General features: G+C 73.3%; 15 protein-coding genes. 8 read left to right on the plus strand and 7 right to left on the minus strand.

All coding sequences use genetic code 11. The features are described from left to right. The first annotated feature begins 52 nt into the window (after positions 1–52). Positions 53–922: a universal stress protein gene (locus tag ACWCPM_RS25260; RefSeq protein ID WP_450978534.1), complete on the plus strand. Its 870-nt coding sequence runs from the start codon at positions 53–55 to the stop codon at positions 920–922. Position 923: 1 nt separating this feature from the next. Here the strand turns inward: ACWCPM_RS25260 and ACWCPM_RS25265 are convergent, their stop codons facing one another. The 3 genes from ACWCPM_RS25265 to ACWCPM_RS25275 form a co-directional block, all read right to left on the minus strand. Beyond that, a complete protein-coding gene (locus ACWCPM_RS25265) occupies positions 924–2,159 on the minus strand; it encodes a DUF4032 domain-containing protein (protein WP_450978535.1) in 1,236 nt (411 codons plus the stop codon). Between the two features lie 9 nt (positions 2,160–2,168). Then, positions 2,169–2,915: an MBL fold metallo-hydrolase gene (locus ACWCPM_RS25270; RefSeq protein ID WP_450978536.1), complete on the minus strand. Its 747-nt coding sequence runs from the start codon at positions 2,913–2,915 to the stop codon at positions 2,169–2,171. 133 nt (positions 2,916–3,048) lie between these two features. Beyond that, positions 3,049–3,678, minus strand: coding sequence for an alpha-ketoglutarate-dependent dioxygenase AlkB (locus ACWCPM_RS25275; RefSeq protein WP_450978537.1), 630 nt, complete (start codon positions 3,676–3,678; stop codon positions 3,049–3,051). 139 nt (positions 3,679–3,817) lie between these two features. Here ACWCPM_RS25275 and ACWCPM_RS25280 point away from each other — a divergent pair, with 139 nt between their 5' ends. Continuing rightward, on the plus strand, positions 3,818–4,486 hold the full coding sequence (locus ACWCPM_RS25280) for a TetR/AcrR family transcriptional regulator (RefSeq protein ID WP_450978538.1): 669 nt from the start codon (positions 3,818–3,820) through the stop codon (positions 4,484–4,486). Continuing rightward, a complete protein-coding gene (locus ACWCPM_RS25285; RefSeq protein WP_450978539.1) occupies positions 4,462–6,135 on the plus strand; it encodes an FAD-binding dehydrogenase in 1,674 nt (557 codons plus the stop codon). The genes ACWCPM_RS25280 and ACWCPM_RS25285 overlap by 25 nt, the downstream gene beginning before the upstream one ends. 32 nt (positions 6,136–6,167) lie before the next feature. On the opposite strand, the gene ACWCPM_RS25290 is transcribed toward ACWCPM_RS25285, so the two are convergent. Beyond that, on the minus strand, positions 6,168–6,518 hold the full coding sequence (locus ACWCPM_RS25290) for a DUF488 domain-containing protein (RefSeq protein WP_450978540.1): 351 nt from the start codon (positions 6,516–6,518) through the stop codon (positions 6,168–6,170). Between the two features lie 109 nt (positions 6,519–6,627). On the opposite strand from ACWCPM_RS25290, the gene ACWCPM_RS25295 reads away from it, so the two are divergent. Then, complete coding sequence (locus tag ACWCPM_RS25295; protein WP_450978541.1) at positions 6,628–7,374, plus strand: hypothetical protein; 747 nt, start codon at positions 6,628–6,630, stop codon at positions 7,372–7,374. Positions 7,375–7,418: 44 nt separating this feature from the next. On the opposite strand, the gene ACWCPM_RS25300 is transcribed toward ACWCPM_RS25295, so the two are convergent. After that, a complete protein-coding gene (locus tag ACWCPM_RS25300) occupies positions 7,419–8,318 on the minus strand; it encodes a LysR family transcriptional regulator ArgP (RefSeq protein WP_450978542.1) in 900 nt (299 codons plus the stop codon). A gap of 96 nt (positions 8,319–8,414) precedes the next feature. Between ACWCPM_RS25300 and ACWCPM_RS25305 the strand changes: the two genes are divergently transcribed. Both ACWCPM_RS25305 and ACWCPM_RS25310 read left to right on the plus strand, forming a co-directional pair. Continuing rightward, positions 8,415–9,029: a LysE/ArgO family amino acid transporter gene (locus ACWCPM_RS25305; RefSeq protein ID WP_450978543.1), complete on the plus strand. Its 615-nt coding sequence runs from the start codon at positions 8,415–8,417 to the stop codon at positions 9,027–9,029. A gap of 120 nt (positions 9,030–9,149) precedes the next feature. Next, on the plus strand, positions 9,150–10,448 hold the full coding sequence (locus ACWCPM_RS25310) for an MFS transporter (protein ID WP_450978544.1): 1,299 nt from the start codon (positions 9,150–9,152) through the stop codon (positions 10,446–10,448). A gap of 66 nt (positions 10,449–10,514) precedes the next feature. On the opposite strand, the gene ACWCPM_RS25315 is transcribed toward ACWCPM_RS25310, so the two are convergent. After that, the gene (locus ACWCPM_RS25315; protein WP_450978545.1) at positions 10,515–10,970 is read right to left on the minus strand and encodes a cyclic nucleotide-binding domain-containing protein; all 456 of its coding nucleotides are present in this window, start codon (positions 10,968–10,970) and stop codon (positions 10,515–10,517) included. A 462-nt stretch (positions 10,971–11,432) separates the two neighbouring features. Continuing rightward, the gene (locus tag ACWCPM_RS25320) at positions 11,433–11,654 is read right to left on the minus strand and encodes a hypothetical protein (protein WP_365449305.1); all 222 of its coding nucleotides are present in this window, start codon (positions 11,652–11,654) and stop codon (positions 11,433–11,435) included. Between the two features lie 153 nt (positions 11,655–11,807). Between ACWCPM_RS25320 and ACWCPM_RS25325 the strand changes: the two genes are divergently transcribed. Next, positions 11,808–12,251, plus strand: coding sequence for an ATP-binding protein (locus ACWCPM_RS25325; RefSeq protein ID WP_450978546.1), 444 nt, complete (start codon positions 11,808–11,810; stop codon positions 12,249–12,251). 188 nt (positions 12,252–12,439) lie between these two features. Continuing rightward, a complete protein-coding gene (locus ACWCPM_RS25330) occupies positions 12,440–13,297 on the plus strand; it encodes a SigB/SigF/SigG family RNA polymerase sigma factor (RefSeq protein ID WP_450978547.1) in 858 nt (285 codons plus the stop codon). The last annotated feature ends 151 nt before the right edge of the window (positions 13,298–13,448 follow it).

Raw genomic sequence — 13,448 nt, forward strand, 5'->3', positions numbered from 1 at the left:
CTGCGGAAGACTGGGCGTGACGCACGGAAGAGCCACACAAGGAGGCAGCTGGATGACGCGCCCGATCACCGCGGGGTTCGACGGATCGGAGGAGAGCCTCGCGGCGCTGGCCTGGGCGGCCCGCGAGGCCGTCCGGCGAGGACGGGCGCTGAGCGTGGTGCACGCCTGGCGGCACGAGCCGCACGAGGCCGTCGAGGGTGACCACGGGACGCAGGCGAGGTGGGTCCGGGACGCCGTGGACGCGGGCGTGCGCGGCGTCGTCGCGCGGCACGCCGGCCTGGAGGTGACCACGGACGTCGTCGAGGGTGACGCGGCCGATGCGCTCGCGGCCGCCGGGGACGGCGCGGAGATGCTGGTGCTCGGGTCGCGCGGGCACGGTCAGGTCGTGGGCTTCCTGCTCGGGTCCGTGGGGCAGCAGGTCATCGCCGGTACGTCGCGCCCGGTCGTGCTCGTGCGCTCCGGCGACCGGGCCTCGAACGAGGCCGACGGCCGCGAGATCGTCGTCGGGCAGGAGGGCGACGCACAGGACAGTGCCGCCGCCCTCGGGTTCGCGTTCGAGACGGCCGCCGCGCGCGGGGCGACGGTGCGCGCGGTGCGGGCCTGGACGCTGCCGCCGGTGTTCGCCTACAGCCCCGGATCGCTGAAGCTGCTCGACGAGGCGGGCGGGCCCGAGCTCTTCGAGACCAAGGCGCTGGCCGAGGCGGTGCTGCCGTGGCGTGAGCGGTTCCCGGACGTGCACGTGGTGGAGCACGTGGAGATGGGCAGCGCCGGACAGGTGCTGCTGTCGGTCGCGGGGCGCGCCCAGCTGATGGTCGTCGGCCGCCGTGCCCGCCGGACCTCGGTGGGGGCGCGGATCGGGTCGGTGGCGCACGGAGTCCTGCACCACGCGGCGTGCCCCGTGGCGGTCGTGCCGCCCGCGTGAGTCACTCGGTGGCGGGTGTCTCCAGCGTCTCGCGGGCCTGCGGCAGGGCGTTCTGGATGTAGTCGGCGATCGCCGTCCCGAGGCCGATGTCCTGATGGGCCTGCTCCGAGAGGTACCAGCGGTGTTCGAGCAGCTGGTGGTAGAGCTCGGCCGGGTCCATCGTGCCGCGCAGGTCCTGCGGGACGGCGCGAACTGTCGGCCGGAAGACCTCGCGCACCCAGCGGTGGGCGAGTACCTCCGGACGGGCGGCGAGGGGGTCGCCCGGGGCGTAGTCGTCCTGGGTGGCCATCCAGCTCTCCAGGTCGTTCAGCAGCCGCCGGGCCTGGTTCTCCTCGGTGTCCAGCCCGGTCAGGCGCAGCAGTTGCCGCTGGTGGTGGCCCGCGTCGACCACCTTGGGCACGAAGGTGACCGTGTCGCCGTTGGCGGAGTGCTCGATCTGCATCTCCGCGACGTCGAAACCGAGGTCGTTCAGCCGGCGTATCCGGCGCTCGATGTAGTGGTACTTGCCCGCCGGGTAGACCGAGGTGCGGGTCAGCTCGCGCCACAGGCGGTGGTAGCGGGCGCGGACCTCCGTGCCGAACTCGATGGGGTCGACCGCCGGGTGCAGCGCGCCGGACGCCTCCAGGTCGAGCAGCTCGCCGCTGATGTTGACGCGGGCGAGGTCGAGGTCGTAGTCGCGTTGCCCCTCGCTGAGCCGGGTGTGCAGCTCACCGGTCTCGGCGTCGACGAGGTAGGCGGCGTACGCGCCGGCGTCCCGGCGGAAGAGGGTGTTGGACAGCGAGCAGTCGCCCCACGCGAACCCGGTCAGGTGCAGCCGCACCAGCAGCACCGCCAGGGCGTCCATCAGCCGGTGCATGGTCGCCGGGCGCATCGTGGTCTCGAACATCGACCGGTACGGCATCGAGCCGCCGAGGTGCCGGGTGATCAGCACGGACTCCAGCGGGTCGCCGGCGGCGTCGGTGCGGCCGGTGACCACGCCGAGCGCGTCCACGGCGGGGATGCCGAGCCGGTCCAGGTCGCGCAGCAGCTCGTACTCGCGCAGCGCGGGCCGCTGCGCCAGCTCCTTGACGGCGACGACCTCGTCGCCCGCGCGGGCGTAGCGCACCACGTGCCGGGAGATGCCGCGCGGCAGCGGCACGAGGTGTTCCTGCGGCCACTCCTCCAGAGGCAGGTGCCACGGCAGCTCCAGCAGGAGGGCCGGGTGCTCCGGGTTGGTGGCGCTGATCTGCAAAGCCATGGTGTGAGCCTAGAGGGCCCGTTCCCGTGCCCGGCGGGCGGCGTCGGGCACGGAGCCCCGGTGGACCGGCCCGTGCCCGGGCAGCAGGACGTCGCCCGCCAGCTTCTCGATCAGCTCCAGCGAGGCCAGGGCCCGGGCGCGCTCGCGGTGGAACATGCCGGGCAACAGCTGCGGGCCCTCGACGCGTGAGGTCGCGTGGCCGCTGACCAGCGCGTCCCCGGAGATCACGATGCCCGCGTCCGGCAGGTGGAAGACGGCGTGCCCGTCGGTGTGGCCGGGAGTGTGCACCGGCACCGGACGCCCCGGCAGGTCCAGCGGGCCGGCCACCGGGAACGGTTCGGGCGAGGCGACCGGGAGGTGGGCGGTGCCGCCCGACCGCAGCGCGTGCACGGCCCACGGCAGCACACCCGGCCGCCAGCCGTTGCGCAGCACCTGCCCCACGGACACCTGGTGCAGGAACTCCCGGCGTGCGTGCGGCACTTCCGCCTCGTGCAGGTACACCGGCGTGCCGTACGTCTGGCGCAGGTACTCGGCCGAGCCGACGTGGTCGTTGTGGGCGTGGGTGATCAGCACCGCCGCGACCGCCTCGGGCGCGCTGCCCACCGCGGCGAGGGAGTCGAGGAGCGACTGGCGGTCCCCGAGGTAGCCGGTGTCGACCAGGGTGACGGCGTCCCCGTCCTGGACGATCACCCAGTTGGTGTTGCTGCCGTGCACGAGGTGGATGCCCTCGGCGACTTCCCGCACTTCTGCCCGCATGATCGTCCCGCCTGGTGAGGTCCGCGCCCGACGGGGACAGCAAACCAGATCCGGGTGACCGGCCCGGCCGGAGGGTCCGCGCGCCGCCGGGAACCCCGTGAGGTCGCGCGGCGCGAAAGGGTCACGAGGGGAGTCAGCTCACTCCCCGCGGGCGGAACTGGACGCTGATCCGCGGCCCGGTGGCGCGCGTGGACTTCGGTACGCAGTGCTCCCAGGTCCGCTGGCAGGAGCCGCCCATCACGATCAGATCGCCGTGCCCCAGGGGGCGCCGCACCGTCCCGCCGCAGCCGTTCATCGGACGCAGCAGCAGGTCACGGGGTGCGCCGACGGAGAGGATCGCGACCATCGTGTCCTCCCGGGCGCCGCGCCCGATCCGGTCCCCGTGCCAGGCCACGCTGTCCCGGCCGTCGCGGTAGTGGCACAGGCCGGCCGTGGCGAACGGCTCGCCGAGCTCGCCCGCGTAGTGACCGGACAGCGCTTCCCGCGCCTCGTCGAGCACGGGGTGCGGCAGCGGGTCGCCCGCGCCGTAGTGGGCCAGCAGCCGGGGGACGTCGACCACGTGGTCGTAGATCGTGCGGCGCTCGGCCCGCCAGGGCACCTCCGCCGCCAGTTGTTCGAACAGCGCGTCCGACCCGCCCAGCCACCCCGGCAGGACGTCGATCCAGGCGCCCGAGCCGAGCGCGGTGCGGCGCAGCCCGTCGAGGGAGCCGAGCCGGACCTCGTCGGTCTGGTCGAAGAGCGAGCCCTGGAGGTGCCTGGTCATGTCTCCAGCGTAACCCCGATTCGAATGTATGTTCCCATACCTTTTCCTCGGCGTCGCGGCCCGCGGAATCCGTGGCGTCGCGCCCCTTTGGATACATTCCTGTATCGGATACATTCGCGTATCGAACGGAGGGTCGGACATGGAGCGAGCAGCCGGGCGGGTGACCAGGCGCCGTGTCCGCACCCGCGCCAGACTGCTGGACGCCGCCTTCGAGGTGTTCGCGGCGAAGGGCTTCGGGCGGGTGTCGATCGAGGAGGTGTGCGAGGCCGCCGGCTACAGCCGGGGCGCCTTCTACTCGAACTTCGCGAGCCTCGACGAACTGTTCTTCGCGCTCTACCGGGAGCGCGCCGAGCTCATCGCCGAGCAGGTCTCCGGTGCGCTCGCCCAGGACGGGCCCGACCTCGACGTGCCCGCCGCCGTCGACCGGGTCACCGAGGTACTCCTCCTCGACCTGGACTGGCTGATGGTCAAGACGGACTTCCTGGTGCACGCCGCGCGCGACGCCGCCGTGGCCCGGACCCTGCTGGAGCACCGGGCCCGGCTGCGCGGCGCCATCGCCGAACGGCTCGCCCGGGCCGTCGCCGACCGCACCGAACTGCCCGCCGTACTGGGCGACGTCGACACCGCCGCCCACGCGGTGGTCGCCGCGTACGACGGAGTCACCACCCAGCTGCTGCTGGACAAGGACGTCGAGCACGCCCGCCTGTGGCTGGGACAGTTGCTCACCGCGCTGCTGACGGACAGCAGCGGCACCCCCCGACGGGTCAGGAAGGGACGATCGCCATGGACGCCGACGTCATCGTCGTAGGAGCAGGCCTCGCCGGTCTGGTCGCCGCGCACGAACTCACCAGCCGGGGCCGCCGGGTCGCGCTGGTCGACCAGGAGAACGCCGCCAACCTCGGCGGCCAGGCGTTCTGGTCGTTCGGCGGGCTGTTCCTCGTGGACTCGCCGGAGCAGCGGCGGCTCGGCGTGAAGGACTCCTTCGACCTCGCGTGGAACGACTGGCAGGGCAGCGCCGGGTTCGACCGGACCGACGACGAGGACTCCTGGGCGGTGCGCTGGGCGCGGGCCTACGTCGAGTTCGCGGCGGGGGAGAAGCGGTCCTGGCTGGAGGGGCACGGCATCAAGTTCCTGCCCACGGTCGGCTGGGCCGAGCGCGGCAACCTGCGCGCCGGCGGGCACGGCAACTCCGTACCCCGCTTCCACATCGCCTGGGGCACGGGCACCGGGGTCGTGGAGCCGTTCGTGGGGTACGCCCGACAGGCCGCCCGCGACGGCCTGCTGACCTTCCATCACCGCCACCGGGTCGACCGTCTCCTCGTCGAGGACGGCGTCGCCCGCGGTGTGGCCGGCACCGTGCTGGCCGACGACGACTCCCCGCGCGGCGTCGCCTCCAGCCGTGACGCGATCGGCGACTTCGAACTCACCGCCCAGGCCGTGATCGTCACCACCGGCGGCATCGGCGCCGACCACGACATCGTCCGCCGCCACTGGCCCGCACGGCTCGGCACCCCGCCCGCCGAGATGGTCACCGGCGTCCCCGCCTACGTCGACGGCCGCATGCTCGACATCAGTGCCGAGGCGGGCGTACGGCTGGTCAACCGCGACCGCATGTGGCACTACACGGAGGGTCTGCAGAACTGGGACCCCGTCTGGCCCGGCCACGGCATCCGCATCCTGCCCGGACCGTCCTCGCTGTGGTTCGACGCGCTCGGCCGCCGTCTCCCCGAACCCTGCCTGCCGGGCTACGACACCCTCGGCACGCTCAAGTACCTGCGCACCACCGAGGACATCGCCGGGTACGACCACTCCTGGTTCATCCTCACCCAGCGCATCGTCGAGAAGGAGTTCGCACTGTCGGGCTCCGAGCAGAACCCCGACATCACCGCCAAGGACCGCAAGGCGTTCCTGCGGGAACGCATCCTCGGCAAGGGCGCGCCCGGCCCGGTGGCCGCCTTCCTGCGCAACGGCGCCGACTTCGTGACCGCGCCCGGCCTCGAACAGCTCGTCGAGAAGATGAACGGCCTCACCGACAAGCCGCTCCTCGACGCCGAGGTGATACGTCGTCAGATCGAGTCCCGCGACGCGCAGTTGGCCAACCCCTACAGCAAGGACGCCCAGGTGCAGGGCATCCGCAACGCCCGCCGTTACATCGGCGACCGCCTCGGCCGCGTCGCCACCCCGCACCGCATCCTCGACCCCGCCGCCGGCCCCCTGATCGGCGTCAAACTGCACGTGCTGACGCGCAAGACGCTCGGCGGCATCCAGACCGACCTCGACTCGCGCGCCCTGGGTGCCGACGGGCAGCCGATCGGCGGACTGTACGCGGCGGGCGAGGTCGCCGGCTTCGGCGGGGGCGGCGTGCACGGCTACAACGCGCTGGAGGGCACCTTCCTCGGCGGCTGCCTGTTCTCGGGCCGCGCGGCGGGGCGCGCGGCCGCGCGGCAGACCGGCTGAGGCGGACCGCGGGCCCGCCTTGTCAGGTCCTCTCAGGACTCGAGGAGGCGGGCCAGCACCGCGACGTGGCCCTGCTCCAGGTTCTTCGAACCGGTCACCAGGGTCACCACGCCGGTGTCCGCCGACTTCCTCACTCTCGCCAGGAGTTCGGCCGCCTCGGGCTCGGCCAGCTCCGCCTCGTACCGGCGGGCGAACTCCTCGTAGGTCCCCTCGCCCGCGTGGTACCACTGGCGCAGTTCGGTGGATGGAGTGAGCCCCTTGGGCCACTCGTCCACTCGGGCCTCGTCCTTGGCCAGACCACGCGGCCACAGCCGGTCGACCAGGACGCGTACGCCGTCCTCGGGCTCCGGCGGTTCGTAGACTCGTCGGACTCGGACACTCATGCGGGAGGCCTTCCGTACGGGGAGAGGTGTGACGGGAGCGTACGCCGGGCGGGTGGACGGAGCCGTGGAACCCACCCGGATCGCCACCCGTGTCGGTCAAGGTCGACACATGATCAGACGCATCTGCCGCTTCCTGCTGCCCACCGCACTCCTGCTCACCGCGTGCGGCGCCGAACGCACGGAGACGGACCCGGCACCCGGGTCCCCGCCTGTCGCCGCCGAGGCCAAGGCGCCCGGACCCGACCCGGAGCCCTCGCTCGGAACCGGCCCGCGGCAGATGCCCGGACTCGGCCCGCTGACCCGGGCCCAGGTCCCCGCCGACGCACGCCAGGCGGTCGTGGTGACCGGCCTCGGCAAGAACTCCCCGGACTCCGAGGCCGTCCTGTACGAGCGGGGCCTGGCCGGCTGGCGGCAGGTCCGGAGCTGGCCCGCGCGCAACGCGCTGCGCGGCTGGACCGACGAGCACCGGCTCGGCGACCTGCGCTCACCGATCGGCGTCTACACCCTCACCGACGCCGGCGGGCTGCTCCCCGACCCCGGGACCCGGATGCCGTACGACCGGTCGGCCGCGTTCAAGGCCACGGGCTCCGGATTCGAGGGCGAGCCGCTGTCCGGTTCCTTCGACCACGTGGTAGCCATCGACTACAACCGCGTGCCCGGCACCTCGCCCCTCGACTGGACCCGGCCGCTCGGCCCCGCACGCGGCGGCGGGATCTGGTTCCACGTCGACCACGGCGGGCCCACACAGGCATGCGTCACCCTCCGGCGGGCCCACATGAAGGAGCTGCTGCGCCGCCTGGACCCGGACCGGCACCCCGTGGCCGTCCTGGGAGACGCCGCCTCACTGGCCCGGTGAGCGCCCTCGGACCGCTCGGCGGGCCGGCCCGCGACGCTCCCGGGTCACCCGGGACGCAGTGCCTCCGCGGCCTCCTCCGTCACCGCCCGTGCCACCGCCGCCAGCGCGGGGGAGTCCAGCTTCCACTGCTGCCAGTACAGCGGCACGTCCACCGCCCGGTCGGGCGCCAGCTGGACCAGCCGGCCCGCGGCCAGCAGCGGCTCGGCCTGCACCTCCGGGACCACGCCCCAGCCGAGGCCCGCCGCGACGGCCTCGACGAAGCCGTCCGAGGTGGGCACATAGTGCCGTACCGCGCTCGCGCCACCGCCCTTCCGCAGCCGCCTGACGAACGCGTCCTGCAGATCGTCCCGCCGGTCGAAGACGACCACCGGCGCGTCCGCGAGGGCCTCGCGCAGCGGCCCGCCCAGATGCAGTGCGGCGAAGTCGGGGCGGGCCGCGGCGACGTAGCGCATGACGCCGAGCGCACGCACCGAACAGCCCGGCACGGGCACCGACGACGACGTCACCGCGGCCATCACGAGGCCCTCGCGCAGCAGCGCCGCAGTGTGGTCCTGGTCCTCGCGGCGCAGCTCGAAGCAGAGCCGCAGCTCCCGCGGGACACGGCTGAGCGCGGGGAGGAACCAGGTCGCCAGCGAGTCCGAGTTCACCGCCACCGAGACCCGGGTCGCGTCACCGGTGCCGCTCATGCCCAGTTCGGCACGCGCGTCCCGCTCCAGCCGGGCCAGCTGGCGCGCGAGCCGCACCACGACCTCACCGGACTCCGTCGGACGCACCGGCTTCGTGCGCATCAGCAGGATCCGCCCCGTGCGCTGCTCCAGGGCCTTCACCCGCTGGCTGACCGCCGAGGGCGTCACATGCAGCGCGGCGGCGGCCGCCTCGAAGGTGCCCTCGTCCACGACGGCCAGCAAGGTCCGCACCTGGTCGAGCGGAAGCTCCGTCATCACCGCACCCGTCCTGGAATGGGCCGACATTACCCGCGCTAAGGATACGTAAGAATCTTTAGCTGTACCTCCAGTGATCGCATCCGTAGCGTCGGAAGCATGTCCCCAGCTCTCTCGGCCGCGGCCGCCGGATTCGGCACCGGCCTCTCGCTCATCGTCGCCATCGGTGCCCAGAACGCCTTCGTCCTGCGGCAGGGGGTCCGCCGCGAGGCCGTCCTCACCGTCGTCGGCATCTGCGCACTCTCCGACGCCGCCCTGATCGCCCTCGGGGTGGGCGGGGTCGGCGCGGTCGTCGCGGCATGGCCGGGCGCGCTGACCGCGGTCGGCTGGATCGGCGGCGCCTTCCTGCTCTGCTACGGCGCGCTGGCCGCCCGCCGGGTCGTCAGACCCCAGGGGGCGCTGCGCACCGAGGGGGACTCGGCGGGCTCGCGCCGACGCGCGGTGCTCATGTGCCTGGCCATGACCTGGCTCAATCCGCACGTCTACCTCGACACCGTCCTCCTGCTGGGCTCGCTGGCCGCCGACCGGGGGCCGCTGCGGTGGACGTTCGGGATCGGCGCCGTGACGGCCAGCCTCTGCTGGTTCGCCGCACTCGGCTTCGGCGCGCGGCTGCTCGGCCGCTGGCTCACCAGACCGGCCGCCTGGCGGGTGCTGGACGGACTGGTCGCGACCACCATGATCGTTCTCGGTGTCACGCTCATCGCCGGGAGCTGAGCGCGCGGGAGGCGGCCGTGGCGGTCCGCCGTCGCGCGGGAGCCGGACGGGGGCGCCCGCACCGGCCTGCGATAGTGATCCCCGGATTCGAAAGATGTAACGAGCAACCGGGAAGCGCGCGTGGACACCAGCGAGAGCAGCACCGAGCACCCCGCGGACGATCCCGCCCTCGCCGAGTCGCCCCGCGGCGGCCGGCGGCGCTGGGCGATGGACACCCGCCCCCTGCGCCGACCCGCCTACCGCCGCCTGTGGGGCTCGACCGTCGTCACGGCCGTCGGCAGCCAGCTGACCGCGGTCGCCGTGCCCAAGCAGATCTACGACATCACCGGCTCGTCGGCCTGGGTCGGCTACGCGAGCCTCGCCGGTCTGCTGCCGCTGGTGGTGTTCGCCCTGTGGGGCGGGGCGGTCGCCGACAGCATGGACCGGCGCAAGCTGCTGCTGCTCACCAACATCGGCATCGCCGTCACCTCCGTGCTGTTCTGGCTCCAGGCGGTCACCGGTCTCGGCTCGGTGGCCGTCCTGATGGTCCTCCTCGCCCTCCAGCAGGCGTTCTTCGGCCTGAACGCCCCGGCCCGAAGCGCCTCCATCGCCCGGCTGGTCCCCGAGGACGAACTGGCCGCCGCGAGCGCCCTCGGCTCGACCGTCATGCAGACCGGCCTGGTCGCCGGGCCGCTGCTCGCCGGTGCGCTCATCCCCGCCGTCGGCCTGCCCGAGCTGTACCTCATCGACGCCCTCGCCCTGTGCGTCGCCGTCTGGGCGGTGCTGCGGCTGCCCGCGCTGCCGCCCCTCGCGGCGGTGGCGGGGCGGCGTGCCGGGCTGCGGGAGGTCGTGGCGGGCTTCCGCTACATCGCGCTCCACAAGGTGCTGCTGCTGTCCTTCCTCGCCGACATCGTCGCCATGGTCCTCGGTATGCCCCGCGCGCTCTTCCCGCAGCTCGCGGCAGAGACGTACGCCCCCTGGGGCGAGGGCCTCGCCCTCGGTCTGCTGTTCGCGGCGATCCCGGTCGGCGCGGTGGCGGGCGGCCTGTTCTCCGGCACCTTCTCGGGGGTCCGGTGGCACGGCTGGATGGTGATCGGCGCGGTGGTCGCCTGGGGCCTGGCCGTCGCCGGGTTCGGGCTGAGCACCAGTCTGTGGGTCGCGGTCGCGTTCCTGGCGGCCGCCGGTGTCGCCGACATGGTGTCGATGGTGTTCCGCGGCGCGATCCTGCTGTCCGCCGCGACCGACGAGATGCGCGGCCGTATGCAGGGCGTCTTCACGGTCGTCGTCGCGGGTGGGCCTCGGCTCGCCGACGTCCTGCACGGTACGGCGGGCTCGGCCTTCGGTGCCCGTACCGCGGTGGTGGGAGGCGGTGTCCTGGTCGTCGTCGTGATGCTGGCCCTGGCGGCCGCCGTACCGGACCTGCGGCGGTACCGCGTCTGAGGCCGTGGCCGTACCGGACCTGCGGCACTACCGCGTCTGAGGTCCCGGCCGGTCCGGTGGGCGGCGCTATCCGCCGCCGCGGCGGCGCAGGGTGTACTGCTCCATGAGCTGGCCGCGTGTCGTCTCCAGCCGGTGCGCCAGGATCTCGGCCACGATCCGTACCAGGGACATGCCGAGCTGCGGGTCCTGCCGGCACAGCTCCAGGACCGGCTCCGCCTCGAACTCGTAGGCGCGCACCTGGCTGAACGCCTCCGCGCCGAAGTCCCACCGGTGCGGCGGGAACAGCCAGGACCAGCCCAGCAGGTCGCCCGCGCCGAGGCCGGCGACGGTCACCCGCTGCGTCGACGTCACCTGCTGGTCGAGGGAGACGGCGCCCGAGCGGATGACCCAGAAGCGGTCCGCCTTCGCGCCGGCCTCGAAGATGCGGGTGTCCTCCGGGAAGGACACCTCCCTGCCGAGCGTCATCAGACGCTGTCGTTGCGGAGGGGGCAGGGCGGTCAGCAGTTTCGTCGCTTTGGTCATGGCGCAAAGCTCCTCGCCGACGGAAAGGACCGGTGCTCTGTCTATGCCCATTTCAGCCGCTGCGCGCGCACGGAGCACCTCGGGGCATGGAAAAGCCCTGGCTGGACGGGGGAGGCCAGCCAGGGCCGTACGAGGTGATGTCCGGAGGAGGAGGTCCTCGACCCCGTCACCACGTATGTGTGAACGATAAACCATCTCGGGCCCGGCCATCCACTTGGAAGCCGGTCGCGTGACCCGTTTCACGTGGGTCCCCGCTCGGCCGTCACCCGGATCCTCGCCTGCTCCGGAGTGACGCGCCGGTCGTCCGAGCCGCCCGGCAGCGGGCCCCTCCCCGAGTACGCCGCGTCGCCGGACACCTTCGGCGCGCCCGGTTCGGCGACGCGCGCCGGACCGTTGCCCCGGCGAATCGCACACGTGCCGCCCGGGGGCCGGCCGGCCCCACTCCGGCCGGCGAGGCTCCGGTCAGCCCACCTCGGCGTGACGTCCCGGCGTCAGGATCTCGTCCAGCACCCTGAGCACCGCCTCGTAGGTCAGCCGCCGCACCGCGGCCTCGCGGGCCCCGGCCGGGTCGGTCGGCTCCAGGGCCTCACTGCGCGCCCGCCACGCGCGCTCCTCCTGCTCCGCGCAGGCCCTGCCGCGCTGGATGCGCCGCAACAGCTCATCTGAGTCCACCACATCGGTCATGCACTCCACCTACCCGCAAGTCCGCCATCAATGGCCGGGAGGCGGGTTTGGTGTGCCCCAAGGGGGTGAGCCGACCTATGAGGGCAGCGCCGGACAGCCCGCTCTCCGGGCTCGGTGGTCGCCCTGACACCCGATCGGTCGAGGAGGCGAGCAGTGAGCGCGCAGCACAGGACCGAGCACGCGGGCGAACCGGCGGACGAGGTCCGGGCCTGCCGAGGCGACATGTGCCGCCCCGCCGATGTGCGCCGGGCGATACGGCAGGCGGTGGAGGGCCGGTGCCGGGACACCGGTACCGCGTGCGACGCGGGAGCGCTCTCGGACGCTCTCCTCGTGGCATCGGAACTGACCACCAACGCCATCCTGCACGGGGGCGGTGTGACCGGCGTCGACGTGGACGTCGTCGGGCACGAGGTGCGGGTGTCGGTCTGTGACCGCAGCGAGCGGTTGCCGGTGACCGTGACGCCGACGGACGAGCAGGGGCGATGGCGGGCGGGCGGACGGGGCTGGCCGATCGTCTGCCGGCTGGCGTGCGACATCCGGGTGGCCGACCTGCCCGCGGGCGGCAAGCGCATCACCGCGGCGGTACTGGTCTTCTGAGGGACCGTCGGATGCCCGGGGTTTGTTCCTCCGGTGCTCGGGCAGACGCGTTCTCGTGCTTCGGACCGGAGGCGCGCCAGCGGGGAGCGGTACGCGCTCCGAGGGCCTCCGGGTGGTTCGGGGGGCCGGAACCCTTCCCGCGGACAGTCCCTGAAGTCCCTCAAAAGACCGTTCAGGAGCGATTCCGCATGCCCATCGACATGTCGACAAGCCGTTCTGGCAGGCCCGACTCCTCCACCCCGTCCGCGCCTCCCCGGCGGCGCCACGACGACGCTCCGGCGACCGCCCGTGTCTTCGCCCGCCTGCACACGCTTCGGGACGGGCCCGAGAGGGAGGCGCTGCGCGACGAACTCGCCACCGCCTGGCTGCCCATGGCCCACCGCATCGCGGGCCGCTTCCGCGACCGCGGGGAGTCGCTGGAGGACCTGAGGCAGGTGGCCGCACTCGGGCTGGTCAAGGCGATCGACCGGTACGACCCCTCTCGCGGGGCCTTCGAGAGTTACGCGGTGCCCACCATCACCGGAGAGGTCAAGCGGCACTTCCGGGATCGGATGTGGGCGCTGCGGGTGCCGCGGCGCGTGCAGGAACTGCGCAACAAGGTGCGGGTCGCCCGCCGCGAGCTGACCCAGAACCCGGGGGCGCCCGAGCCCACCGTCGCGGAGGTCGCCGCGCACACCGGGCTGACGGAGGACGAGGTCGCCACGGGGGTGGAGGCGCTGGAGAGCTTCAGCACGCTCTCCCTCGACGCCGAGCTCTCCTCGGCCGACGAGGGGTACAGCCTCGCGGACACCCTCGGCGCGCCCGACGGCTCGTACGACGTCGTGGTCGACCGGGAGTCCGCCAAGCAGAGCCTGCGCAACCTGCCGGAGCGTGAGCGGGCCATTCTCTACATGCGCTTCTTCGAGGACATGACCCAGAGCCGCATCGCCGACCATCTCGGCATCTCCCAGATGCACGTCTCGCGCCTCATCAGCCGCAGCTGCGCCCGGGTCCGCGACGAGGCCCTCGGCCGGCGCCCCGCACCGCCCGGCTCCACCCGGTCGTGACCGGGACCTTCCTGGGCACCCGTACGCCCCCACCCATGCGCCGGGCCCGCACCCCCCCCCCCCCCCGGCGTGGGGGGGGGGGCCCGCCCGGGCGCAGGTGCGGGGGGGGGGCGACAAAAACCACAAACCCCGGAAAAAAAAACGCGGGAAG

This window comes from Streptomyces sp. NPDC002309, assembly GCF_053593375.1.